Source organism: uncultured Microbacterium sp., from assembly GCF_963524805.1.
Taxonomy (GTDB): Bacteria; Actinomycetota; Actinomycetes; order Actinomycetales; family Microbacteriaceae; genus Microbacterium.
Map to the genome: position 1 here is coordinate 666,087 of NZ_CAURGG010000001.1, position 24,612 is coordinate 690,698.

The window sequence follows — 24,612 nt, forward strand, 5'->3', positions numbered from 1 at the left end:
TTACAACGTCGTAAACCGGGGATAGCCTGGCCGCGCGGAGCACCCCCCGGCGCTCGGTGACCATTCAAGGAGGAATAGTGATGAGAGCCTTGCAACCGTCCGACGAGACCGATGTCGTCTCGACAACACGCCGCGCGCGCCGGCGGAGCCGGGTCGGACGGCCGATCGCCGCGCTGACACTGGCATCGGCGATGGTCCTCGGATCGTCCGCCGTGGCGGCGAACGCGATCGATGTCGACTTCCCGCCCGGCCCGACCGTCGTGGCCGACCCCAACTCGCCGACCGGCTACACCGGTCACTTCGTGTACTGCAACCCCGACGCGACGAGCGTGCGATTCGTGGCCGACATCATGCTGCGCAATTGGGCGGACCCCACGGACACGAAGATCTACTCGCCGTTCGAATACAAGCCGGGCCTGATGCGCGGCGGCGGCGGCTACGACGTGGAGATGACGGACGTCGGCGACGACTGCTGGTACACGAGCGTCCCGCTTGCCGCGGGTGCCAACCAGTACTGGTTCTACGTCGACAACAACACCAACGCGTGGCTGGCCGACCCCGAGAACTCGCCCCTGTTCGCTCCGGACGGCATCGCGTTCCCCGGCCGGCGCGCCTTCAACAAGGTGTTCGTGCCGTACGACGAAACGAAGCAGAACTTCGCGCCACTCGCTGCGCGGCAGATCGAGCTTCCGCGCGAGGACTCGGCCAAGGGCACCTGGAGCTACGTCCCGATCGACATCCCGGGCCAGACCGGGCGCACGCTGGGCGTCTACCTTCCGCCGGACTACGACCCGAACCGCGCCGAGCCGTACAAGACGATCTACATGCAGCACGGCGGTGGCCAGGACCAGTCCGACTGGATGAACATGGGCGACGTGCCGGTCATCATGGACAACCTGCTCCAGGACGGCACCACCGAGCCCGCGGTCGTCATCACGACGAACACGAACTACCTCGGACCCGTCGGCAACCAGGCCGTGCAAGGGGACGCGTACCCGAACCTGCGCAACGTCGTGATCCCGTTCGTCGAGGCGAACTACAACGTCTCGACCGAGCCGATCGAGCGGGCCTTCGCGGGTCTGTCCGCGGGAAGCTTCGTTACGCAGAACCTGATCAGGGATGACGCCGACCTGTTCGGCTACTGGGGCCCCTGGAGCGGCGGCGTGAGCGTCCCCGCTTCGACGCCGGACCTCGCGGCCCCGTACATCCTGTACGGCGGAGGGGCATGGGACTTCGGTCTTCCCAACGCGGGGGCGGTGGCGGCGCTGGATCAGGTCGCCTTCGTCGAGAACTCCGTGGTCGCAGGTGCGCACGACTTCAACGCGTGGAACCAGCTGTTCACGATCTTCGCGAGGGACTACCTGTGGCAGCCCGAGGCGTTCATCGCGGATGAGATCAACGCGCTGAAGACGGCCGTGGCCGGGACGACCCTGAACAAGGGAAACATCAACGCGCTGACGGTCAAGCTCGACCAGGCCTACAAGCTCGTCGAGAAGGATGACAACGCCGGTGCGGTCCAGGTTCTGACCGGGCTCCGCGACCAGGTGAACGCCTTCACCGGCAACGGCAAGCTGACCGCCGAGCAGTCGGCCGCGATGGTTCCGACCATTGAGCAGCTGATCTTCAACCTCGGACACTGGCAGTAGTTCGCTCCCGCGAGGGGCTGTCGGCATCGTTTATGCCGGCAGCCCCTCGTCATGCGCCGCTCACCGCAGGTCGAGCCGCATGAGAACCCGCTGAAATCCATTGAGCACCGAATCGGTGTCGGACGCCTTCGTGAACCCTGCGCGCTCGAACAGCCGGCGGGTGCCCACGTATGCCATCGTCAGATCGACCTTCGCCCCGTCGTTGTCGACGGGGTAGGCCTCGATCGCCGGCGCACCGGACGCTCGGGCGAAGTCGATCGCTCCCCGGACCAGGGCATGGGAGATGCCTCTGCCGCGGTGCCCGGGCCGCACCCTGACGCACCACAGCGACCACACGTCCAGGTCGTCGACGTGAGGAATCCTGCGATTCGTCGCGAACGTCGTGTCGGCGCGGGGGTGCACCGCCGCCCACCCGACCACTTCGTCACCGTCATACCCGAGCACGCCCGGAGAACCCTGCTTCGTGATCTCGGACGCTTTGCGGCCCCGGGCGGTGCCGGTGAGGGATTGATTCTCTTTCGACGGGATGCGGTAGCTCAGGCACCAGCACACGCTGGCGTCTTCGCGTTTGGGGCCGAGCATGGTTCGAACGTCGGCGAAATCCGTGGCCGGGCGCACCTGGATGCTCATGGCGACATCGTGCCACCACCCTCCGACGCCGCACGCCCTCCTCGCCGAAACGGGCGGGAGGGCGTGCAGGTCGATCAGTGCGCCGTGCGGACGGTGCGCGGGAAGAGCAGCTGCGGAAAGCGCGCTCGCGGGAACCGGACGCGCGGCTGCTCGCGCACCGGCGTCGGCACGCACTCGGCGTTTCGTTCGGCGATCGCGCGGCCCTGCTCGGCGGCCAGTGCCAGCTCGTGCGCGCGGTGAACCGCAATGCGGCTCGCAGCGAATGTGATGTCGTTCATGATTCCCCTCCTCACGGGTGTTGTCCTCATGGAAGAGCGCGCGCGCCGCCGCGCGATACATGAACTGCTCCTAGTCCGCCCGCAGCACCTCGAGTGCGTGCGCCAGGTCAGCGGGGTACTCCGAGGCGAAGGTCACCCGGTCCCCGCCGGCCGGGTGCGCGAAAGACAGCTGGCGGGCGTGCAGCCACTGGCGGGTCAGGCCCAGGCGCGCGGCGAGAGTCGGGTCGCCACCGTACAGCGGGTCCCCGACGCACGGATGCCGGTGCGCGGCCATGTGCACACGGATCTGGTGCGTGCGCCCGGTCTCGAGGTGGATCTCCAGCAGCGCGGCCCGCCGGAATGCCTCCAGGGTTTCGTAATGGGTGACGGAGTCCTTGCCGTCAGGGGTGACGGCGAACTTCCACGACGACGAGGGATGGCGCCCGATGGGCGCATCGATGGTTCCGGTGAGGGGGTCGGGATGACCCTGCACCACCGCGTGGTAGATCTTCTCGACCTCGCGCTCTTTGAACGCCCGCTTCAGCGCGGTGTAGGCGCGCTCGGTCTTGGCGACGACCATCAGGCCGCTCGTGCCGACATCGAGGCGGTGGACGATGCCCTGCCGCTCCGCGGCTCCCGTCGTCGCGACGCGGATGCCTCCCGCGGCCAGTGCGCCCAGCACCGTCGGACCCTCCCAGCCCACCGAAGGGTGAGCCGCGACACCGGAGGGCTTGTCGATGACCACGATCTCATCGTCCTCGTAGACGATTCCCAGATCAGGGACGGCAAGGGGAATCACGCGCGGCTCCTCCTTGGGCTGCCACGACACCTCGAGCCACGAGCCGCCGTGGAGGCGATCGGACTTGGTCAGCACGCGGCCGTCCATCGCCACGCCGCCGCCGTCGGCCACTTCAGCCGCGAAGGTCCGCGAGAAGCCGAGCATCTTGGCAAGGGCTGCATCCACCCTCGTCCCGTCCAGGCCGTCAGGCACGGGCAGCGAACGCGAGTCCATGTCAGAGATCCGCGTCGCGCCGCTGCTCACGGTCGCGCGGTGCGCCGGCATCCGGGTCCGCCACCGGGAACTCCCCGCCCTGGAAGCCGGTGACACCGCCGTCCGGGGGGAATTCATCGCCTTCGCCGAGCAGGGTGTCGTCCTTGCCCGCGCGGGCTTCTCTCGTGCCGTCGAGCTTGAGACCGATGAGCACCAGCAGGGCGACCGCGATCATCATCGTCACGATGAACATGTCGGCGACGTTGTAGATCGCCGGCATCATCCAGGGCGTGTTGATGAAGTCCACGACATGCCCGACGGGAAAGCCCGGCTCCCGCAGGGCGCGGTCGGTCAGGTTTCCGAGCACCCCGCCCAGCAGCAGGCCCAGGATGACCGCCCAGACACGGGACCGGATGCGCGTCGCGGCCAGCCAGATGATCACACCCGCGACCACGGCGAGAGCGATCGTGAAGATCCACGTCACGCCCTCGCCGAGGGAGAATGCCGCGCCCGGATTCCTGACCAGGTAGAAGATCAGGAAGTCCCCCAGCACCTTGACCGGTTGCTCGGGTGGCAGGTTCTGGATCGCGAGGTACTTGGTGAACTGGTCGGCGGCCAGCACCGTCGCCGCGAGGATCGCGACGATGGTGCCGGCCGCCGCCTTATGCAGGGGGGCTCGGCCTGTCAAAGGCCGGCCTAGAGACCGACGGCCGATACCGGGGTCGAGCCCGACGTCGCGCCCGTGGTCTCCAGGTCGCGGAGCTTGCCCTCGATGTAGCCGCGCAGCTGCGCGCGGTAGTCGCGCTCGAAGTTGCGAAGCTCCGTGATGCGGTTCTCGAGGCTCGCGCGCTCCTTGTCGAGGCGGGCGATCTCCTCGCGCCCCTTGGTCTCCGCATCCGAGACGATCGCGGTGGCTTGAGCCTGGGCATCGGCGATGAGCTTGTCGCGCTGGGCGATGCCCTCGGCGACGTGCTCGTCGTGCAGGCGCTGCGCAAGCTCGATGATGCCGGCGCTCGCGGCGGCCGGGGCGGCAGCGCCCTGGTCTGCGTCCGCGACGGGCGCGGCGATCGGAGCGGGAGCGGGCGCCTCTTCGACGGCGGCGGGCGCCGCGGCCGGAACCTCGGAGCCGGACTCGTACGCAGCGAGCTTCGCCTTCAGTTCGTCGTTCTCGGCGATGGTCTTGCGCCACTCCACGACGATCTCGTCGAGGAAGTCGTCGACCTCGTCCGGGTCGAATCCCTCCTTGAACCGGACGTGCTGGAACTGCTTGGTGACGACGTCATCGGGGGTCAATGCCATGGTGGTACCTCTTTCGAGCGCTCTGGTCGCTGGCCGATGTCGGGGGCCGCTCCGCCGATGTCCGGCGGTCGTACCAGGCAAGCATAGTCGCGGCTCACGAGCGTGTCGAAGGCCGCGGCCGGATGGCGTCAGCGCATGAACGCGCGTGTGACCGCGAGAAGCACGAAGCACAGGAGCATCGTCAGCGTGAAGCCGAAGTCGATGCCGATCCCGCCCACGCGCAGCGGCGGGATGAAACGCCGGAACATCCTGATCGGCGGATCGGTGACCGTGTAGACGATCTCCGCGGCCACCAGACCGGCACCCTTGGGCCGCCATTCCCGATTGAAGAACGGCACCCAATCCAGCACGAGCCGCACAAGCAGCACGATCACGAAAAGCAGGAGGAGGCTATTGAGGATCGTGGCAATCGCGCCAACGATATTCACAGCTCGATCGTATCAGCGTGGCGCGCTACCCCTGCGCGAATGGGACCGACTCCGGGTCGGCCTGTGCGACCGCGCCGTCGCCGGAGACGGCGACATTCTCGGGCGAGAGCAGGAAGACCTTGCTGGTCACACGCTCGATGCGCCCGTAGAGACCGAGAGAGAGTCCGCTGGCGAAGTCGATCAGACGGCGCGCGTCGGCATCGCTCATCTGGGACAGGTTGATGATGACGGGGATGCCGTCACGGAAGTTCTCGGCGATGACCTGCGCATCGCGGTACTGCTTGGGGTGGACGGTCAGGATCTCGCTGATCGCGGCCGGCGCGACCTGGCGCACGACCGTCGGCCGGTGCAGCGGGGTCACCGGCGCGGACTTCTCGACGGCTGCCGGCTTGCGGCCGGTCTGCTGGGGTTCGGGCTCTTCGTACACTTCTTCCTCATCCGCGAGGCCGAGGTACACCATGGTCTTCTTGAGCGGGTTCGACATCGCATCCTCCTGCGTTCTTCGCGCTGTTGCTCGTATTCCGAGGTTAACCGTGCGGGGGCCTGGGGCCCGTGATTGCCGACCCGATCCGCAGGTGTGTCGCACCTGCGGCGATGGCTTCGGCATAGTCCGCCGTCATTCCGGCGGAAATCCATGTGGCGGACGGCTCGATCGCGCGGACCCGAGCGGCGTACTGCGCCAGACGTGCGAAAGCGGGCGCCGGCTCTTCTCCGAGGGGAGCGACCGCCATGACCCCGCGCAGGCGCAGTGTGCGGCATCCGCTCACGACGTGGTCGGCGAGAGCATCCAGATCGGCGGGAGCGACACCGCCGCGCCCCGGGTCGTCGGTGAGATTGATCTGGATGAGCACGTCGAGCGTCGGCATGTCGGGGGTGGCCGCGGCATCCAGGGCGTCCGCGATCTTGATGCGGTCGACCGAATGCACGACGGATGCGGCGGCCCTGATCGCCTTCGCCTTATTGGTCTGCGCCTGCCCGATGAAGTGCCAGCGCATGCTCTCGAGCTCGCTCATGGCCGCCGCCTTCTCGGTGAGCTCCTGCTGCCGGTTCTCGCCCACGTCGCGCACGCCGAGCCCGTAGAGCTCCTGGACCATGGCCGCAGGGTGGAACTTCGTCACGACGATGCGCGTGATCGCACCGGGATCGCGGCCGGCCGCTTGTGCGGCGGCCACGATCCCGGCGTCGACCTCTGAGAGTCGGGCGGCCAGGCTCACCCTGATCCCGTCGACGCTCTTACTTCAGGAAGTCGGGGATGTCGAGGTCGTCATCGCCGAAAGCGGAGTCGTAGCTCGAGTCCGGCACGGCCGCTCCGACCGAGACGGTCTCGCTCTCGCGGATCGGCTCCTTGGCCGCGTCGACGGCCGGCGTGGCCGGCAGCACCGGCGCCGAGACGACGCGCGAGGCGCCGATCGGCTCCACGCGCAGAGTCGGCTCGCCGTTGTCGAACCCGGCCGCGATCACGGTGACGCGGACTTCGTCGCCGAGCGTGTCGTCGATGACAGTTCCGAAGATGATGTTGGCCTCGGGGTGAGCGGCCTCCTTGACGAGCTGGGCCGCGTCGTTGATCTCGAAGATGCCGAGATTCGACCCGCCCTGGATCGAGAGCAGCACGCCGTGCGCCCCCTCGATGCTCGCCTCGAGCAGCGGCGATTCCACCGCCAGTTCGGCGGCCTTGATCGCGCGGTCGGCGCCGCGCGCGGAGCCGATGCCCATGAGGGCCGAACCGGCGCCCTGCATCACCGACTTGACGTCGGCGAAGTCGAGGTTGATGAGTCCGGGGGTCGTGATGAGGTCGGTGATGCCCTGCACACCGGCAAGCAGCACCTGGTCGGCGGTGGCGAACGCCTCGATCATCGAGATGCCGCGGTCGCTGATCTCCAGCAGCCGGTCGTTCGGCACCACGATGAGGGTGTCGACCTCTTCCTTGAGCTTCGCGACGCCCGTCTCGGCCTGGCTCTGGCGACGACGCCCCTCGAACGAGAACGGCTTGGTGACGACACCGATCGTGAGCGCGCCGATGGACTTGGCGATCTTCGCGACGACGGGCGCGCCGCCCGTGCCGGTGCCACCGCCCTCACCCGCGGTGACGAAGACCATGTCCGCGCCGCGCAGGGCCTCTTCGATCTCTTCGGCGTGATCCTCGGCGGCACGGCGGCCCACCTCGGGGTCTGCGCCGGCACCGAGGCCACGCGTGAGCTCGCGTCCGACGTCGAGCTTGACGTCGGCGTCGCTCATCAGCAGCGCCTGCGCATCGGTGTTGATCGCGATGAACTCCACTCCGCGGAGGCCGAGGTCGATCATGCGGTTGACGGCGTTCACGCCGCCACCGCCGACGCCGACGACCTTGATCACCGCGAGGTAGTTCTGGTTCTGGCTCATGCCGGCCTCCGTCTTTCCTGCACCCTGGTCTGAAGCACCGGTATAACCTTCAACCTCTTCTAGAAGTTTAAAGAATTGCCCGGTATGCATTTCCTCTGGTCACGAAAGTATGCGGATGATGCCGCGCACTCGGGAGCGCCGCGGCGTGTCGCGACATCCTGCCCGGAACACGTTCGAAAGCCCGCGCGAGCGGTCTCAGCGGACCACGATGGCACTCGGCGATGACACGTCGTAGACGCTGACCGAGGCGGGCGGACGAGCGACCATCGCCTTCTCGAGCACGAGGGCCTTGAAGGCCGAATTCTCCGCGCTGCCCCACACGACCTGCGCGTTCGATCCGCCGAGCGTGAGCGTCACGTCGTCGGGCGTGGAGGCCGACACCGCCGTCACCTGATCGGCGATCGAATCCGGGAGCGACCTCATCACCTGGCCGATCGCCTCGAACGCGGCAGACCCCGTGCCGCCTCGGACGGTGACCAGCGGCCGGCCCGGCGCCGGTGTCTCGGTCGTCGAGAGGGCGACGCCTGCGGCATCCACGAGGGTGTACCCGGCGCGCGTCTGGATCAGGCCGATCGGCGTGCGCTCGACGATGCGCACGACGAGTTCATGCGGTGGGCGGGCTTCGAGCGAATACGACTCGACGATGGGGAAGGCGACGAGTGCGGCCTTGACCGCGCTCTCGTCGACGAGGGGCAGCGGCGTGCCGATCTGGTCCTTCAGCGCCGCCTCGACGGCCAGCGTGTCCAGCTGCTCGGAGCCGACGATGCGGATCTGCTCCACCGCGAAGAGGGGGCTGTAGGCCGCACCGAGCGTCGCGAGGATGAGCAGGACGACGGATGCCGCGCCCCCGAGCCACAGGAGGCGGCGGCGACGCTGCCGTCCGGTGAAGCGCCGGACTTCGGCCCGGAGTGCCCTGCGGCGGGCACGGGCGGCAGCCCAGACCTCACGCAAGCGGACGGGGTCGTCGTCGGCCTCCGGGACTCCTTGCGGGGGCACGACGTCCTCCGCAGCACCCGTGGTGGCGTCGGGAAGTCGAGTGGGTCGCTGCATGCCGACCGGGGAGGCGACGGCGAGCGGGATCACCGGCGCCGGCTCACCGAGGTGCGCGGCCTCCCTCGGCGTCTCGTCCTCCGTCGCCGGCGCCGGCTCAGCGGTCCGCGGTGCTGCCGCCCGCGCGGCGGGCGGAGAGGCGACGGTGCCCGCAGAAGGCGGAAGAGGCGTCGGCCGGCGCATCCGGCGCTACTCCGCCGCTTCGTCCGGGGCGACGGCCACGGCCGTCGCGGCCGGAGTTCGCGCCAGCGCGTCCAGCACCTGCGGGATGATCTGGTACACGTTGCCGCAGCCGAGCGTGATCACGTAGTCGCCTTCGCGGGCGACGGTCGCCGTGTAGTCGGCGGCCTGCTGCCAGTCGGGCACGTAGTGGACGTGATCAGGGTCGGCGAAAGCACCGGCGACCAGTCCCCCGGTGACGCCGGGCACCGGGTCCTCGCGCGCGCCGTACACGTCGAGCATCACCGTGTGATCCGCATGGCGCTCGAGCACCTCGGCGAACTCGCGGTACATCTGCTGCGTGCGCGAGTAGGTGTGCGGCTGCTGGATCGCGATGATGCGACCGTCGCCGATGACCGTGCGCGCAGCCTCGAGCGCTGCGGCGACCTCGGTCGGGTGGTGCGCGTAGTCATCGAACACGCTGACGCCGCGCGTCGTGCCGTGCAGCTCGAACCGGCGCACCGTGCCCTCGAAGCCCTCCACCGCCCGCACAGCCGGCTCGAGCTCGTGGCCGAGCGTGAGCAGGACGGCCACGGCGCCCGCCGCGTTGAGCGCATTGTGCGCGCCGGGCACGGCCAGGCGGGCATCGACGGAGGCGCCGCGGTGAGTGAGCGTGAACGAGACCGGCCCCTCGGTGCGGATGCCGCTGACCTTGAGATCTGCGCCGGCGGACTCGCCGAACGTGACCACGCGCGGGTGCGAGAGCCGTTCCGCCACCGTGCGGGCGCCGGCGTCGTCCGCCGAGATCACGACGGCCTCGCGCGCACGGTTGGCGAACTCGGCGAACGCGCCGATGAAGGCGTCGTCCGAGCCGTAGTGGTCGAGATGGTCGGGGTCGACGTTGGTGATCAGGGCGATCGAGGTGTCGTACAACAGGAACGTGCCGTCGGACTCGTCGGCCTCGATCACGAAGAGGTCGTCGGAGCCGGTCGCACTCGAGACGCCGAGCTGGGCGATCACGCCGCCGTTGACGAACGTGGGTCGCTCGTCCATCTCCTGCAGCGCGGTGACGATCATCCCCGTCGACGTCGTCTTGCCGTGGGCGCCGGCGACGGCGACCAGGCGCCGCCCGCCGATCAGCCAGTGAAGCGCCTGCGAGCGGTGGATCACCGGCATCCCGCGCTCTTTCGCCAGAACGAACTCGGGGTTCTCCGGCCAGATCGCACCTGTGTGGATCACGGTATCGGCATCGCCGAGGTTCGCGGCGTCATGTCCGACGTAGACCGTCGCTCCGCGAGCCTCGAGGTCTCGCAGCGCCTGGCTGTCGGCGCGATCGGACCCGGAGACGCGGATGCCGCGCTCGAGGAACATGCGGGCCAGGCCCGACATACCGGAGCCCCCGATGCCGATGAAGTGCGCGGCGCCGATGCTCTCGGGGATGGGGAGGCTGAGGTCGGGTCTGATCATGACCCGTCAATCCTAGGTTGGGCGACCTGGGAGCAGTCCCCGGCGCGCTGGTCGTCGCGCGCTCGCGCGGAGGTCAGAGAGCCGCGCCCCGGCAGGTGGCGAGGTCTTCGATCGACGTGGCATCAGGGCAATCGGTGTACCACCACTGCCCGCCGTAGCGGTCCATGCTGCCGTCGAGGTAGGCCTCCCACCCGCCGCCGGGGATAACGCGGTAGTACTCGGTGACGGGGTCGCCCTCCGTCGTGGGCCGGGTCACCGCGAGTTCAGCCCCTTCGGCCCCGGCCTCATCGAGGCAGTCCAGGTCGGCATCGGGGATCTCATCGCCCTGCGCGAGTGTGATCTCCCCGCACGAGGGCAGTTCGGCGCGGTCGGTGAACTGCGACGGCGTCGGGACCGAGCCCGGGGCCACCGGTCCGGCGGCGCAGCCGGCGGTGACCAGCACCGGCGCACACAGCGCGAGCATGATCCCGGCAACCCGCCCGCGTCTCACGGCCGCCCTCGGAGCGCCTCGTCGATCATGGCGACCACGTTCTGAGTGCCCGTGCGCGTGCCGACGGATGCCGCTGCCTGCGTCATCGCGGCACGCCGTGCCTCGTCGGCCAGCAGCGGCACGACCTCCGACCGCACACGGTCAGCGGTCAGTTCGGCATCCGGAATCACGATCGCCGCACCCGCGTGCACGGCGGACTGCGCGTTCAGAGCCTGCTCGCCGTTGCCGACGGCGTACGGAACGTAGACCGCGGGGATGCCGAGCGCGCTGATCTCGCTCACCGTCGCCGCGCCCGCGCGCGAGACGATGAGATCGGCCAGGGCGAACGCGAGATCCATGCGGTCGACGTAGCGGCGCATCGCGTAGCCGGTCACGCCGGGGTCACGCAGTTCCGAGCGCTCCCCCGTCACGTGGATCAGCTGCCACCCGGCCTCGAGCACGTCCTGCCACGCGGCACCGAACGCCTCGTTGAGCCTGAGAGCTCCGAGCGAGCCGCCGAAGACGAGAAGGACGGGGCGCTCGGAATCGAGGCCGAAGTACGCCGCGGCCTCCTCACGCAGGGCGGTGCGGTCCAGCTCGACGATCTCGCGGCGCAGGGGCATGCCGACCACGCGGGCGTTGCGGATCGGCGTGCCGGCGAAGGCCACGCCCACTCCGGCGGCCCGCCGGGCGCCGAGCGCATTCGCCATCCCCGGCTTGGCGTTGGCCTCATGCACCACCACCGGAACCCGCGCGCGGCGCGCGGCGACGTAGGCGGGCGCCGCTGCGTATCCTCCGAAGCCCACGACCACGTCCACTCCGCGGTCGCGGATGTGCGCGCGGACCTGCGCGATCGCTCGGCGGAACCGGACCGGAAAAGCCGCCGCCGCCCTGTCCGGACGCCGCGGGAACGGCACTCTGTCCACGATGAGCAGCTCGTAGCCGCGCTCGGGAACGAGGCGAGCCTCGAGGCCCTCGCGCGTGCCGAGCACCAGGATCTCGGCATCCGGATCCCGCTCGCGCAGCTCGTCCGCGACGGCGAGCAGAGGGTTCACATGACCGGCGGTCCCACCACCGGCGAGCAGGTACGTCGTCACCCTCCGACCCTAACCCGCCGCGCTCAGCGTGCCGCGGCGGCGGCCGCCCGCTGCCGGCGCGCGGCAGCCTGCTGGATCGCCGCGCGGCGCTTGGCCTCTGCGGCCGGCAGCGTGCGGGCGAACGACAGCAGCACTCCCGAGGCGACCAGCACCGAGAGCAGAGAGGTGCCGCCCTGCGACATGAAGGGAAGCGGGACGCCGAGCACCGGGAACACACGCAGGACGACGCCGATGTTGATGAGCGCCTGGCCCACGATCCACACCGTGATGGCGCCCGAGACGATGCGCACGAACGGGTCGTCGGTCTTGCGGATCACGTGGAACGCGCCGACCGCGAACAGGGCGAACAGGGCGAGCACAACGGCGCAGCCGATCAGGCCGAGCTCCTCGCCCACGATCGCGAAGATGTAGTCGTTGGCCGCCGCCGGCAGCCAGTCGTACTTCTCCTTCGAATTGCCCAGCCCCAGGCCGAACACTCCGCCGCCCGCGAGTCCCCAGATGCCGTGCAGGGGCTGGTAGCAGCTGTTGTAGTAGTCGGCCAGGCAGTCGGCATCGAGGAAGCTCATGATGCGCCGCATTCGGTCGGGGCTGGTCACCGCGAGTGCGGCCACGACGCCGACCGAGACGAGCAGCGGCAGGATGAAGATCCGCAGCTTGACGCCCGAGAAGAACAGGGCGCCCAGCAGGATCAGCACGAGGATCATGGCCGTGCCGAGGTCGTGGCCCCCGAGCACCGTGGCGATCACGAGGGCGCCCACGGGCACCACCGGGATGAACACGTGACGCCACAGGCCCAGAAGCGTCTGCTTGCGGAACAGCACGTAACCCATCCACAGCGCGAGCCCGAGCTTGAGGAATTCGGCCGGCTGGAACTGGAAGCCGGCGATCATGATCCAGTTGCGGTTGCCGTTGGCCTCGACTCCGAGGCCGGGAACGAAGACGAGCAGCTGGAAGAGCACCGCGCCGATCAGGGCGGGCCACGCCGCCCGCTTCCAGAACCCGAGCGGAAGCCGGCTCGCGATGAACATGAGCGGAATGCCGATCACGGCGAACACCGCCTGCTTGATCACCGCCTCATAGGGCGGTTCACCGGCGGCGGTCGCCGTCGCGGACGTGGCCGAGAGCACCATGACCAGGCCGAATCCGGTCAGCAGCAGCGCCGTCGAGGCGATCAGGAGGAACTCGCTCGGCACGGGTGCGAACACCCGGCCCAGCGACACGCGCGCGGCCAGACCGCTGCGCGAAGGAGGGTCAGCTGGGATCCGAGAAGGGCGCTGCGTCGGAGGGCTCTGCGTCGTCGTCGCCACCGGCCCCCCTCGCAGTTCTGTTTCGCACCGCTTCGGCGAAGCGCCGCCCGCGGTCGGCGTAGGAGGAGAACTGGTCGAAGGATGCGGCGGCGGGGGCGAGCAGAACCACGTCCCCGTCACGCGCGATCCCGGCCGCCAGTTCGACAACCCGTGCCATGACCTCTTCAGTCTCTGCGGCGTCCACCTCGAACACCGGGACTGCGGGCGCGTGTCGTGAGAACGCCGAGACGACCGGATCGCGGTCCGCGCCGATCACGATCGCCGCCTTCGCGCTCGCGCCGCGGCCGGCCACGAGTTCGGAGATGTCCACGCCTTTGAGCAGGCCCCCCACCACCCATACCGCGCCCGGGTAGGCCGCGAGCGACGATGCCGCTGCGTGCGGGTTGGTCGCCTTGGAGTCGTCGACCCAGGTGACGCCCTCGATGACCTCGATCACCTCGATGCGATGCGGGTCCAGCCGGAATCCCCGCAGGGCGTCCCGGATCGCGGCCGGCGTGACTTCGAGCGAGCGCGCGAGCGCGGCCGCCGCCAGAACGTTGGCCACGATGTGGGGGGCGGCCAGACCGTGCTCGGCGAGATCAGCGACCGTCGTCAGCTCGAGCGCGCTCGTGCGTCGATCCTCGAGGAAGGCCCGGTCGACGAGGATGCCGTCCACCACGCCGAGGTCGCTCGGACCCGGCACCCCGAGGTCGAAGCCGATCGCACGGGCGCCCTCGATGACTTCGGCGTCCTCGACCATCGTGCGGGTGGCGGCATCCGCCTTGTTGTACACGCACGCGACGCGGGTGTGGTCGTACACGTGCGCCTTCGCGTCGCGATAGGCCTCGAATGTTCCGTGCCACTCGAGATGGTCATCGGCGAGGTTGAGGCACACGCTCGCGTGCGGCGAGACCGGGTCGGTCCCGCTCTGCAGACTCAGGTACCAGAGCTGATGGCTCGAGAGCTCCACCACGAGAACGTCGAACCCGGCGGGGTCGCGCACGGCGTCGAGCACCGGCGTGCCGATGTTGCCGACGGGCGCCGCGCGCAGGCCGCCCTCGACCAGCATCTCGGCGGTGAGCCGCGTCGTGGTGGTCTTGCCGTTCGTCCCGGTGATCAGCACCCAGTCCGCGGGCGATCCGTCTGCGCGCAGCACTTTGTCGCGGACCCGCCAGGCCAGCTCGATGTCGCCCCAGAGGGCCACGCCGGTTTCGCGAGCCCATGCGATGACCGGATGCTGCGGCGCGAAGCCCGGCGAGGCGACGACGACGTCGGGGGCGAAGTCGACGAGCTGCTGCGGCACCGTCGTCAGCGTTCCCGTCCACAGCTGCGCGCCGATCACCGGCAGCAGGCCCACGTACTCCTCGGCCGCCTGCTCGGTCAGCACCAGCACGTCGGCGCCGAGTTCGGCCAGGGTGTCGGCCGCGGAGAACCCGGTCACGGAAAGCCCGAGCACCGCCACGCGCAGACCCGTCCAGTCGGCGTGCCAGCTCGTCAGGTCTTCGAGCCTCGTGGAGGTCATGTCTGCGTGAGCCACTCGACGTAGAAGAAGCCGATGCCCGACACGGCCAGCAGCCCGGCGATGATCCACATGCGCACGACGATCGTGATCTCCGACCACCCGCGCATCTCGAGGTGGTGGTGGAACGGGCTCATGAGGAACAGGCGTTTGCCGCGGGTGAGCTTGAAGTACAGCCGCTGCAGGATCACCGATCCGGGACCGATGACGAAGACGCCGGCGATGAGCACCGACAGCAGCTCGGTGCGCGTCAGGATCGCCATCGCGGCGATCACGCCGCCGATCGACATGGATCCGACGTCGCCCATGAAGACCTGGGCTTTGGGCGCATTCCACCAGAGGAAACCGACGAGCGCTCCGATGAACGCCGCGGAGACGATCGCGAGATCGAACGGGTCGCGGGTGGCGTAGCACGCCGAGGCGACGCCGTCCGAGAGCTCTGCTCCCCCGCTGCAGGACTGGTTGAACTGCCAGAAGGCGATGAGGCTGTAGGCCCCGACGACGAAGACGCCCGCACCGGCGGCGAGCCCGTCGAGGCCGTCCGAGACGTTGACGCTGTTCGAGTACGCGACGCCCACGAACGAGATCCACGTGAGATAGAGCAGCCACCCGATGATGGGGCCGAGCGCCATGAAGGACAGCATGGGCACGTCACGGAAGAACGAGATGTACGCCGACGCCGGAGTCTGATTCCAGGCGTTCGGAAAATTCAGCGCAACGATCGCGAAGGGCACCGCCACGAGGATCTGCCCGACGATCTTGCGCCAGCCGGAAAGGCCCAGGCTGCGCTGCCGGCGCACCTTCATGTAGTCGTCGATGAATCCGACCGCACCGAAGCCGACCATCATCCAGACCACGAGCCAGCCGGAGATCGTCGGGGGGTTGTTGCCGGTGAAGGCGCCGGCGAGATAGCCGACGATCGTGCCGGCGATGAAGATCGTGCCACCCATGGTCGGCGTGCCGCGCTTCTCGCCGTGGCTGGGATTGTGCACGTCGTCGGGCGTGCGGATGACCTGCCCCCAGCCCCATTTGCGGAAGAAGCGCAGGAAGACGGGTGTGAGGAAGAGCGTGAATGCCAGCGAGATCGCCGCTGCCGTCAGAAGTGATCTCACGAGAACGATTCTCCCAGACGATCGCCGAGGAACCGCAGACCCGCCGAGTTCGAGGACTTGACCAGGACGCGGTCGCCGTCCCGCAGCTCCCCCATCAGGTAGTCGTACGCCTCGTCGGCCGTGGCGAAGAAGATCGCCTCGGCATCCCAGGACCCTTGTGCGACAGCCTCGAGATACATGCGCCGGGCGGCAGGGCCGATCACGACGATGCGCTGGATGCCGAGCCGGACGGCCAGGAGGCCGACCCGGTCGTGCTCCTCGTCGGCATACTCTCCGAGCTCGCTCATCGCACCGAGGACAGCCACCGTGCGCTCGCCCGGACCCGTGATCTGGGCGAGCGTGCGCAGCGCCGCCGCCATCGAGTCCGGGCTGGCGTTGTAGGCGTCGTTGATGATCCGCACCCGGTCCGACCCGAGCGGCTGCATGCGCCACCGCTCGGCGAGCTCGACGGTCTGCAGCCGCGCGACGCACGCCTCCAACGACACGCCCAGGGTGATCGCGGCCGCGATGGCCGCGAGCGCGTTCATGACGTGATGCTCGCCCAGCACGCGCAGGTGCAGCGGCTCGGTGCGACCGTACGCCGTGACGAGGCAGCGCGTTCCGTCCGCCGTGACTTCGACGTCATCGGCGCGCACGTCGGCTCCGGGACCGCGACCGAACCAGCGGACCGTCACCTCGCGCTCCGTCGCGATCGGCGCCATCGCGGCCACCCGTGGGTCATCGGCATTGAGGACCGCGACACCCCCGGGCCGCACGGCACGGACGAGCTCGGACTTCGCGCGGAACGTCCCCTCGATCCCCCCGAAGCCGCCCGCGTGGGCGAGGCCGACCATGAGGACGACCCCGATGTCGGGCTCGACCAGACCGGCCAGGCGTGCGATCGCTCCCGGGCCGCTCGCACCGAACTCACTCACGAGATATCGCGTGTCAGGGCCGACGCGGAGCATGGTCAGCGGGGCGCCCACCTCGTTGTTGAACGATGCGCGCGGGGCGACCGTCGCTCCGTCGTCCTCGAGGATGCGGGCCAGCAGGTTCTTCGTGGTCGTCTTGCCGTTCGAGCCGGTGATTCCGACGATGCGCAGGCCTCCGGCATCCCGCACCTCGCTCACGACGTGCCGGGCGAGATCGGCCAGCGCGTCGACCGCATCGGCGACGACGATCTGCGTGACCGGGGCGGCGACGACGTGCTCGACGATCGCGACGGCCGCGCCGTTTCGGACGGCCGCGTCGACGAACAGGTGCCCGTCGGTGACATCGCCCGGCTTGGCCACGAAGATGCCGCCGGTCTCGATGAGCCGGGAGTCGGTGTCCACGGCGCCCCCGACGACGTCCTCCGTCGAGGCGTCGGGGCCGAGATGCAGCTGACCGTCGAGCACATGGGCGAGCTGAGCGAGTGTGAGGGAAATCATCGGGTCTCCGGCCGGTTCGGGCGCCGCTCGAGGGTCGGCAGGGATCAGCCGAACTTCGGAAGCACCGTCGGCGCCGTCGTCGCCGGCATGACGCGGTAGGTCTTGAGGACCTGGGTCATGGCCTTCTGGAACGCGGGCGCATTGGCCGAAGACGAGGTTACCGTAGTGGGTTCGTCGAGCGTCACGGCGACCAGGTACTGCGGGTCGTCGGCCGGGGCGAAGCCGATCATGGTGGTGTAGTACACGCCCGCCTTGTAGCCCCCGTTGCCGTCGGATTTCTCACCGGTTCCGGTCTTGGTCGCCAGCCGGTAGCCGGGAACCTCGATCTGCTTGGCGTAGCTGGCCTGCATGGCGACGTTCTCCAGGATCTCCCGCATCTGCGCGGAGGTCTGGGCGCTGATGACCTGGGTCGGCGCCGGAAGGTCGGGGGTGACGACGGTGCCGTCCGCCTTCGTGCACGACTCGACGATCGAGAGCGGCATCTTGGTGCCGCCGTTGGCGACGGCGTCGTAGGCGCCCATGAGTTCGGGCACGGTCGTCGTCAATCCCTGACCGAAGGAGGTGTTGTACACCTGCTGGTTGTCCCACTGATCGGGCGGATACAGCAGGCCCTTCGACTCGCCCTCGAAGCCGACGGCGCTGCCGGTGCCGATCCCGAACTTCTGCAGGTAATCGAACCGCGTCTGCGGGGTCACCTTCTCACTGAACTTCGAGATGCCCGCGTTGGACGAGTCGATGAGCACACCGGCGAGGGTGTAGTCGTACATGTCGTGCTGGAACGCGTCGCGGACGGTCGCCCCGTTCGGGAACTGCTCACGGCTGGAGGCCTGAACCGTCGAGTTCAGGTCCTGGCCGCCGGCATCCAGCACGATCGAGCCTGTGAGGGCCTTGAAAGTCGACCCGGGCTCGAACGTGTCCAGGAAGATGTGGCTGTTGCGGTCGGTCTGCTCCGACGCATCGATGTTGTTCGGGTCCACGCTCGGGAACTCGGCGGCGGCGCGGATCTTCCCGGTCTTGACCTCGACGACGGTGATCGTCCCGCGCTTGGCGGCCATGTCCTGCACCTGCTCGCCGATCAGCTGCTGCAGGTACCACTGCAGGTCGCGGTTGATCGTCAGCTGCAGGGTGCCGCCGTTGACGGCGGGCTGCTGGATCTCGGTTCCGGGGATGACGACGCCGTCCTTGCCCTTCTGGAACGACAGTGTTCCGTCCGTCGCGAGCAGGCAGTCGTTTTGGCTCTTCTCGATGCCGGCGAGCGCCTCGCCGTCCACCCCCATGAAGCCCACGAGGTTTCCCGCGACGGCACCGTCCGGGTACGTGCGGGCGGGGTGGGCATCGAAGGTCAGGTACGGCGCTCCGATGTCCACCAGCGCGCGGTACTGCTCCGTGGTGAGCCCCCGCTTGAGATAGGCGAACTGCGAGTCGGCGTTCTCGGCGAGGGCATCGGCGACGATCTTCTGCACCTCGTCCGGAGTCTGACCGGTGATCTCGCCGATCTCGGCCGCGACGTCCTTCCACGGCGTGACCACACGCGTTCCGTCCTCGTCGGCACGAGTGAGCGGTCCGACGTTCTTCGGATCGAGCACGCCGTCGTAGAGCAGGATGCTGCCGGCGAGCGTCTGCCCGGACTCGTCGACGATCTCCCCCCGCGTGCCGTACAGCGTCCGCGACGCGCCGAGGGCGACCTGCATCGAATCGGCGATGTGGTCATCCGCGTTAACGATCTGGATGTCCACGAGGCGCACGATGAAGCCGGCGAGCACAGCGAGGACGACGGCGAGCGCGACCACCGTTCGGCGGCGCGGGCTCCGCGTGCTTCTGGTGGTCATGTACTCAGTGTGTGGTCGGGGTGGGCAGTCCGTCGGTGATCGGAGGCGGTGTGTTCGCCACTCCGCCGTCGGTCACCACGACATCCGCCTCGACCGGCGCCCCCTCGATCGTCGCGTCCGGGGCGGTCACGAGGGGCGTGTCGGTGATCAGCTCGTTCGGGACGGCGGCGCGGCCGATCGCGTCGACCGACGAGGCGCCGAGCGCTGCCTGGCCGGCCCCGAGGAGTGCGCCGTCGCTCAGACGCAGGTAGCTGGGCGCCTCTTCGATCACCATGCCGAGGGCCGAGGCGTTGGCTGCCAGGTACTGCGGCGAGCTGAGCCCGGCGACGTCGTCGTAGAGGATCTGCTTCTGGAAGGTGAGCTGCCGCGCCTCCTGGGCCAAGGCCGACAGTTCGTACGAACTCTGGGTGGTCAGGATCGACAGAGCCATCTGCGCGGTGCCGATCGTCAGCGCGCCGGCGAGAGCGACGATGCCGTAGATCAGCTTCGGCCGGCGGCGACGCGAGGGCTCTGCGACGACCCGAAGCCGGCGCTCCGGGGACGTGCGTCGTCCCGCAGAAGAGAGAGCGCCCGCTCCGAGGACGTCGGCGGACAGGGCGTCGACGGCGCTCACGCGGCCTCCCTCACGCGCTCGGCGGCACGCAGTCGCACCGGCGTGGCCCGGGGGTTGCGCTCGCGCTCCGCGTCGGAGGCGAGCTCGGCGCCCTTGACCAGCAGCCGGAACCGCGCCGCGTGGTCAGGCAGCTCCACCGGGAGCCCGGCGGGCGAGGTCGAGGATGTCGCCTCTGCCAGCGCGCGCTTGACGAGCCGGTCCTCGAGGGACTGATAGGCCAGGACGACGATGCGTCCCCCGACCGGGAGCATCTGCAGCGCCGCGGGAACGGCGCGCTCGAGCACGGCCAGCTCGCCGTTGACCTCGATGCGCAGCGCCTGGAACACGCGCTTGGCCGGGTGCCCGGCCCGCTGGGCGGCGTACGGTGTCGCAGCGATGAGGATCTCCACCAGCTGCCCGGAGCGCTCGATGGGCGCTGTTTCGCGCGCCTTGATGATGGCGCGGGCGTAGCGGCCCGACAGCTTCTCTTCTCCGTAGCGCTCGAAGATGCGGCGCAGCTCGCCCTCGCTGTAGGTCTCGAGCACGTACGACGCCATCGGCCCGGTCGTCTGGTCCATGCGCATGTCCAGCGGGGCATCCTGCGAGTAGGCGAACCCGCGCTCGGCGACATCGAGCTGCAGCGAGGAGACGCCGAGGTCGAACAGGATGCCGTCGGCGGCCTCGAAGCCGGCGTTCTTGACGGCCGCCTCGATGCCGTCGTACACCGTGTGCACCAGCGTGATCCGGTCCTCGAACGGCGCGAGCCGCTCCCCCGCGATGCGCAGGGCATCCTGGTCTCTGTCCAGGCCGATCAGGTGGATGCTGGGGAATCGCTCGAGGAAGGCCTCCGAGTGACCGCCCATTCCGAGGGTGGTGTCGACGAACACGGCGCCGTCCTTCTCGAGGGCGGGTGCGAGCAGTTCGATGCAGCGGTCCAGAAGGACCGGTGTGTGGATGTCACGCGGGTTCATGAGGTGCGGGGATCGTGCTCCCCAGATCCTGATCCCCATCCGCTCTGACCTGGCACCGGGGAAGTGTGCCAGGGCGTGAGCGGCTGGGAGTCAGGGTCGGGGGCTCAGAACAGGCCCGGAATCACCTCCTGCTCCAGTTCGGCGTAGCTTTCCTCGTTGCCCTCGGCGTAGGCGTTCCATGCGTCGGCGTTCCAGATCTCGGCGTGAGCGCCCACTCCCGTCACCACGAGCTCCTTCTCGAGCCCGGCGTAGGAGCGCAGCGCCGGCGGGATCGTGATGCGGTTCTGGCTGTCGGGCTTCTCGGCGCTCGCACCCGAGAGGAACATCCGCAGGAAGTCGCGCGCCTGCTTGTTCGAGAGCGGCGTCTCGCGGATGCGCTCGTGGATGCGCTCGAACTCGTCGGCGCTGAAGACGTAGAGGCACCGCTCCTGGCCGCGCGTGACGACGATTCCGCCGCCGAGGTCTTCGCGGAACTTCGAAGGCAGGATGACCCTGCCTTTGTCGTCGAGCTTGGGAGTGTGCGTGCCCAAAAGCATTGCCATCACCCCCTTCGTCCGGCCCCCGTGGGATGATCGCCACTTTACTCCACTTCACTCCACTTTGTCACCCATTCGTGACACAACGGAGCTCTCCGGCTCCCTTCGCGCGCTCCGGAGCAAAGAAAAAAGCACCGACCCGGAGGTCGGTGCTTCTGTGACGATCAGCGTCGGATTCGGCTCACTGCCCTTCGCGGCGGCGATCCCATCGATCGTTCATGCGATCCATGAACGAGGAGGCAGGTCGCGCCTTCGGGGAAGCCGGTGCGGCCTCGACAGGGCCGCGCGGGATGCCGCGGGTCGGGGTGACGGCGAGGATGACTCCACCCAGCATCACGACGAAGCCGATGACGCCCACCACGATGAGCTGCGTCGACACGCCCACGATGAGCGCACCGAGGCCGACGAGCACGAGGATCGTGCCGTACACGATGTTGCGATAGCTCAGCGTGCGGCCGTCGGTAGGCGCGCTGACCACGTCGGCGTCATTGCGCATGAGATGGCGTTCCATCTCGTCGAGCAGACGCTGCTCCTGTTCGGAGAGTGGCATGCATCCCCCTCTGATTGCTCGGACCCGTCGATTCTACGCGTGCCGTGGATCACTAGGCTAGGCCCGTGTCACCCTCCTCGGATGCCGTTGAAGCTGTTTCCCAGCGTCTGAACATATTCCTCTCGGGCCAGAGGGCCGCGACGGCCGATCTCGGGCCCGAGGCGAAGCTCCTGGTGGATGCCGGCGCCACCGCGCTGGACGGCGGAAAGCGACTGCGCGGTCGGTTCTGCCTGGCCGGGTGGAGGGCAGTGGAGGAGGCCGCGCGACCGGTCTCGACGCCGCCCGACGATGTCATCGCAGCCTCGGCCGCGCTGGAGATCTTCCACGCCGCCGCTCTGGTCCACGATGACGTGATCGACAACTCCGACACCCGCCGCGGACGCCCCGCCGCTCATCGAGCCCTCGAGACCGCGCACCGTTCACGGGAGTGGGCGGGAGACCCGGCCGCCTTCGGCCGGTCGGGAGCCGTCCTGCTGGGCGATCTGCTGGTGGCGTGGAGCGACGATCTGCTCGAAGAGGGCCTGGTCGCGGCATCCGGTGCACGTGCGGCCGCCACCCGCCGGGAGTACGCGATCATGCGGCGCGAAGTGACGATCGGCCAATTCCTCGACATCGCAGAAGAGTCGGCCTACGTGAGGGAGCCGGACGAGCTGCACGCCGAGCGCGCGCTGCGGGTCGCGTCGCTCAAGTCGGCCCGGTACAGCATCCAGCAGCCGCTCGCCGTCGGCGCGGCGCTCGCCGGAGCGGACGAGGACCAGCAGGCTGCCCTCGCCGCGTTCGGGCACCCGGTCGGCATGGCCTTCCAGCTGCGCGATGACGTGCTCGGCGTCTTCGGCGACGAGGCCGTCACCGGCAAGCCTTCCGGCGACGACCTGCGCGAGGGCAAGCGCACCGTGCTCATCGCCTACGCGCGGGAGCGGCTCGCTCCCTCGGCACGCCGGATCATCGACGAGCTCGTGGGCGACCCGGGTCTGGATGCCGACCAGATCGCATCCCTGCAGCGGACGATCGTCGAGACCGGCGCCCTCGACCGGGTGGAGCAGCTCATCGCCGAGTACGCGCGCCAGGGTGAGCGTGCTCTCTCGGGTGCCCGCCTGGGCAATTCCGCCGTCGGCGACCTGCGCGATCTTGCGCGCGCGGCGACGGTGCGGACGACCTGAGTCGCGGCCGGGTTCAGGCCAGGGCCTGCGCGACCCGCCGCACTTCGCTCTTGCGACCGGCGCGCAGGGCGTCGACCGGCGCGATGCCGATCGACTCCTCCGGGTTCAGCAGCCAGTCGATGGCCTCGTCGTCGGTGAATCCCGCGTCGTGCAGCACGAAGAGTGTGCCGCGCAGGGAGCCGATCGGCTCCCCGTCCATGATGAAGACGGCGGGCACCTTGAACGCGCCCTCGCGACGCGAACCGACGAGCTGCCGCTCGTCGAGCCGCCGACGGATGCGGCCGAGCGGTTCGCCGAGGATCTCGGTCAGATCGGCGAGCGTGAGCCATTCGGTGTGCACGGGCGTGGCGTCAGAAGTCACGGATCAATGATCGCATCATCGCGCCGGACTGCTCCACCTCGCCTGGGCCCGCGTGGCTCATTTCACTCCAGTCACATTAGCAACGTGAGTTGACAGGCGTTTACTTCCGTGACACGGTTCTTGCCAAGCCATCGAGGGAGATCTCTTGCGATCCGACAGCCCCCACCTGCCCGACCGCGCACGACGAGGGGTCGGCACCGGCATCCCCGTAGCGCTGGCAGGATCGCTCGCGGTGCTCATGAGCGCGGCACCCGCTCACGCAGCGGGATCCGGCGGCTCGGAGGCGTCGTCTCCGCTCAGGCTGCTGGCCTCGCCGGGCGGGGCCCTGACCGCCCTCGGTGCGACAGTGCGAGCTCCGGCCGCAGCGATCGCGGACACGTACGAGGTGCAGGCGGGCGACAGCGTCTCGACCATCGCGGCACGTCACGGTCTGCGCACCGCTGACGTCCTGGCCGTGAACGGGCTGACGTGGTCCTCCATCATCCAGCCCGGCCAGATCCTCCTCCTGGCCGGATCGGCATCCATCGAGCCCGCACCGCCCGCGGCGGCACCGCCCGCCGAGACGGCGGCGCCGGGCTCCTATGTCGTGGCCGCCGGAGACACGATCAGCTCGATCGCCGCTCAGCACGGCGTGTCAGTGGATGCCGTCCTGGCAGCCAACGGCATGAGCTGGTCCTCGATCATCTACCCGGGAGAGAGCATCGCGGTCCCCGGCGCGGCGGCCGCCGCATCCGCTCCCGCCGTCCCGATCCCCCAGGCCGACCCTGTCGCTCCCCCGGCCCCGGCGGCCGCCGGCACCTACGCCGTCGCCGCCGGCGACACCATCAGCGCGATCGCGCAGCTGCACGGCCTGAGCACGCAGATCCTTCTGGACGCGAACGCCCTGGATCGATCGTCGATCATCCACCCGGGGCAGATCCTCGCGATTCCCTCTGCCGCATCCCTCGCGCTGGTCGCCGACACCGCACCCGCACAGGCACCGACCCCGTCGAGCGCTCTGGACGCCGAGCAGGCCGCCAACGCGGACATCATCATCAGCGTCGGGCGGGAGCTCGGCGTCTCCGATCGCGGCATCGCCATCGCGCTCGGCACGGCGATGCAGGAATCCTGGCTGCGCAACCTCGACTGGGGCGACCGCGACTCGCTCGGCCTGTTCCAGCAGCGCCCCAGCACGGGATGGGGCTCGCCCGATCAGGTCCGAGATCCGGTGCGCGCTGCCCGGACCTTCTACGGCGGTCCCGCCGACCCCAACGGCTACACCACGCGCGGCCTGCTCGACATCGACGGCTGGACCGACCTGTCCTTCGCCGACGCCGCACAGGCCGTGCAGATCTCGGCCTTCCCGGAGCGCTACGCGCAGTGGGAGCAGCCCGCCTACGCGTGGCTCGCAGCCCACGGGTGACCGCCCGCGAGCA

The 24,612-nt window shown here is 69.2% G+C and carries 26 protein-coding genes; 3 read left to right on the forward strand and 23 right to left on the reverse strand.

Annotation, left to right across the window (positions count from 1 at the left end; genetic code table 11):
* The first annotated feature begins 80 nt into the window (after positions 1-80).
* Positions 81-1,646: an alpha/beta hydrolase-fold protein gene (locus tag RWQ91_RS03275; RefSeq protein WP_314502591.1), complete on the forward strand. Its 1,566-nt coding sequence runs from the start codon at positions 81-83 to the stop codon at positions 1,644-1,646.
* A 60-nt stretch (positions 1,647-1,706) separates the two neighbouring features.
* Here RWQ91_RS03275 and RWQ91_RS03280 read toward each other — a convergent pair whose 3' ends face one another.
* The 22 genes from RWQ91_RS03280 to RWQ91_RS03385 all read right to left on the reverse strand — a co-directional run bounded on the left by RWQ91_RS03280 (position 1,707) and on the right by RWQ91_RS03385 (position 21,676).
* Complete coding sequence (locus tag RWQ91_RS03280) at positions 1,707-2,276, reverse strand: GNAT family N-acetyltransferase (protein WP_314502592.1); 570 nt, start codon at positions 2,274-2,276, stop codon at positions 1,707-1,709.
* A gap of 74 nt (positions 2,277-2,350) precedes the next feature.
* Positions 2,351-2,554 (reverse strand): hypothetical protein, encoded by a 204-nt coding sequence (locus RWQ91_RS03285; RefSeq protein ID WP_314502593.1) that lies wholly within the window; start codon positions 2,552-2,554, stop codon positions 2,351-2,353.
* A 70-nt stretch (positions 2,555-2,624) separates the two neighbouring features.
* The gene (locus RWQ91_RS03290) at positions 2,625-3,545 is read right to left on the reverse strand and encodes an RluA family pseudouridine synthase (RefSeq protein ID WP_314502594.1); all 921 of its coding nucleotides are present in this window, start codon (positions 3,543-3,545) and stop codon (positions 2,625-2,627) included.
* Between the two features lies 1 nt (position 3,546).
* Positions 3,547-4,212, reverse strand: a complete 666-nt coding sequence (gene lspA / locus RWQ91_RS03295; protein ID WP_314502595.1) for a signal peptidase II — start codon at positions 4,210-4,212, stop codon at positions 3,547-3,549.
* 8 nt (positions 4,213-4,220) lie between these two features.
* Positions 4,221-4,823, reverse strand: a complete 603-nt coding sequence (locus tag RWQ91_RS03300) for a DivIVA domain-containing protein (RefSeq protein ID WP_314502596.1) — start codon at positions 4,821-4,823, stop codon at positions 4,221-4,223.
* 128 nt (positions 4,824-4,951) lie between these two features.
* A complete protein-coding gene (locus RWQ91_RS03305; protein ID WP_314502597.1) occupies positions 4,952-5,251 on the reverse strand; it encodes a YggT family protein in 300 nt (99 codons plus the stop codon).
* Positions 5,252-5,276: 25 nt separating this feature from the next.
* A complete protein-coding gene (locus tag RWQ91_RS03310) occupies positions 5,277-5,735 on the reverse strand; it encodes a cell division protein SepF (RefSeq protein ID WP_314502598.1) in 459 nt (152 codons plus the stop codon).
* 43 nt (positions 5,736-5,778) lie between these two features.
* Positions 5,779-6,465 (reverse strand): YggS family pyridoxal phosphate-dependent enzyme, encoded by a 687-nt coding sequence (locus RWQ91_RS03315; RefSeq protein ID WP_314502600.1) that lies wholly within the window; start codon positions 6,463-6,465, stop codon positions 5,779-5,781.
* A 19-nt stretch (positions 6,466-6,484) separates the two neighbouring features.
* Positions 6,485-7,630 (reverse strand): cell division protein FtsZ, encoded by a 1,146-nt coding sequence (ftsZ, locus tag RWQ91_RS03320; protein ID WP_314502601.1) that lies wholly within the window; start codon positions 7,628-7,630, stop codon positions 6,485-6,487.
* Between the two features lie 195 nt (positions 7,631-7,825).
* Complete coding sequence (locus RWQ91_RS03325) at positions 7,826-8,863, reverse strand: FtsQ-type POTRA domain-containing protein (RefSeq protein WP_314502602.1); 1,038 nt, start codon at positions 8,861-8,863, stop codon at positions 7,826-7,828.
* Positions 8,864-8,869: 6 nt separating this feature from the next.
* The gene (gene murC / locus RWQ91_RS03330) at positions 8,870-10,306 is read right to left on the reverse strand and encodes a UDP-N-acetylmuramate--L-alanine ligase (protein ID WP_314502603.1); all 1,437 of its coding nucleotides are present in this window, start codon (positions 10,304-10,306) and stop codon (positions 8,870-8,872) included.
* A gap of 73 nt (positions 10,307-10,379) precedes the next feature.
* Positions 10,380-10,796: a hypothetical protein gene (locus RWQ91_RS03335; RefSeq protein WP_314502604.1), complete on the reverse strand. Its 417-nt coding sequence runs from the start codon at positions 10,794-10,796 to the stop codon at positions 10,380-10,382.
* The gene (gene murG, locus RWQ91_RS03340; protein ID WP_314502605.1) at positions 10,793-11,872 is read right to left on the reverse strand and encodes an undecaprenyldiphospho-muramoylpentapeptide beta-N-acetylglucosaminyltransferase; all 1,080 of its coding nucleotides are present in this window, start codon (positions 11,870-11,872) and stop codon (positions 10,793-10,795) included. The genes RWQ91_RS03335 and murG overlap by 4 nt, the downstream gene beginning before the upstream one ends.
* A gap of 23 nt (positions 11,873-11,895) precedes the next feature.
* Entirely contained in the window at positions 11,896-13,134 is a 1,239-nt protein-coding gene (ftsW, locus tag RWQ91_RS03345) for a putative lipid II flippase FtsW (RefSeq protein ID WP_314502925.1), read from the reverse strand.
* A complete protein-coding gene (gene murD, locus RWQ91_RS03350; RefSeq protein ID WP_314502606.1) occupies positions 13,124-14,680 on the reverse strand; it encodes a UDP-N-acetylmuramoyl-L-alanine--D-glutamate ligase in 1,557 nt (518 codons plus the stop codon). Before murD ends, ftsW begins: the two co-directional genes overlap by 11 nt.
* Positions 14,677-15,789, reverse strand: a complete 1,113-nt coding sequence (mraY, locus tag RWQ91_RS03355; RefSeq protein ID WP_314502607.1) for a phospho-N-acetylmuramoyl-pentapeptide-transferase — start codon at positions 15,787-15,789, stop codon at positions 14,677-14,679. The genes murD and mraY overlap by 4 nt, the downstream gene beginning before the upstream one ends.
* On the reverse strand, positions 15,786-17,198 hold the full coding sequence (gene murF, locus RWQ91_RS03360; protein WP_314502608.1) for a UDP-N-acetylmuramoyl-tripeptide--D-alanyl-D-alanine ligase: 1,413 nt from the start codon (positions 17,196-17,198) through the stop codon (positions 15,786-15,788). Before murF ends, mraY begins: the two co-directional genes overlap by 4 nt.
* Positions 17,199-17,242: 44 nt before the next feature.
* Positions 17,243-19,027, reverse strand: a complete 1,785-nt coding sequence (locus tag RWQ91_RS03365; protein WP_314502609.1) for a penicillin-binding protein 2 — start codon at positions 19,025-19,027, stop codon at positions 17,243-17,245.
* 4 nt (positions 19,028-19,031) lie between these two features.
* Positions 19,032-19,640, reverse strand: a complete 609-nt coding sequence (locus RWQ91_RS03370; protein ID WP_314502610.1) for a hypothetical protein — start codon at positions 19,638-19,640, stop codon at positions 19,032-19,034.
* Positions 19,637-20,590 carry a 16S rRNA (cytosine(1402)-N(4))-methyltransferase RsmH gene (gene rsmH / locus RWQ91_RS03375; protein ID WP_314502611.1) on the reverse strand — a complete coding sequence of 318 codons (954 nt, stop codon included), beginning with the start codon at positions 20,588-20,590 and terminating at the stop codon, positions 19,637-19,639. Before rsmH ends, RWQ91_RS03370 begins: the two co-directional genes overlap by 4 nt.
* A 104-nt stretch (positions 20,591-20,694) precedes the next feature.
* Entirely contained in the window at positions 20,695-21,126 is a 432-nt protein-coding gene (gene mraZ, locus RWQ91_RS03380) for a division/cell wall cluster transcriptional repressor MraZ (RefSeq protein WP_314502926.1), read from the reverse strand.
* A 181-nt stretch (positions 21,127-21,307) separates the two neighbouring features.
* Entirely contained in the window at positions 21,308-21,676 is a 369-nt protein-coding gene (locus RWQ91_RS03385) for a DUF3040 domain-containing protein (RefSeq protein ID WP_314502612.1), read from the reverse strand.
* Positions 21,677-21,741: 65 nt separating this feature from the next.
* Here RWQ91_RS03385 and RWQ91_RS03390 point away from each other — a divergent pair, with 65 nt between their 5' ends.
* Entirely contained in the window at positions 21,742-22,836 is a 1,095-nt protein-coding gene (locus tag RWQ91_RS03390) for a polyprenyl synthetase family protein (RefSeq protein WP_314502613.1), read from the forward strand.
* A gap of 13 nt (positions 22,837-22,849) precedes the next feature.
* Here RWQ91_RS03390 and RWQ91_RS03395 read toward each other — a convergent pair whose 3' ends face one another.
* A complete protein-coding gene (locus RWQ91_RS03395; RefSeq protein WP_314502614.1) occupies positions 22,850-23,197 on the reverse strand; it encodes an Rv2175c family DNA-binding protein in 348 nt (115 codons plus the stop codon).
* A 145-nt stretch (positions 23,198-23,342) separates the two neighbouring features.
* On the opposite strand from RWQ91_RS03395, the gene RWQ91_RS03400 reads away from it, so the two are divergent.
* The gene (locus RWQ91_RS03400; protein WP_314502615.1) at positions 23,343-24,599 is read left to right on the forward strand and encodes a LysM peptidoglycan-binding domain-containing protein; all 1,257 of its coding nucleotides are present in this window, start codon (positions 23,343-23,345) and stop codon (positions 24,597-24,599) included.
* Positions 24,600-24,612 lie beyond the last annotated feature (13 nt).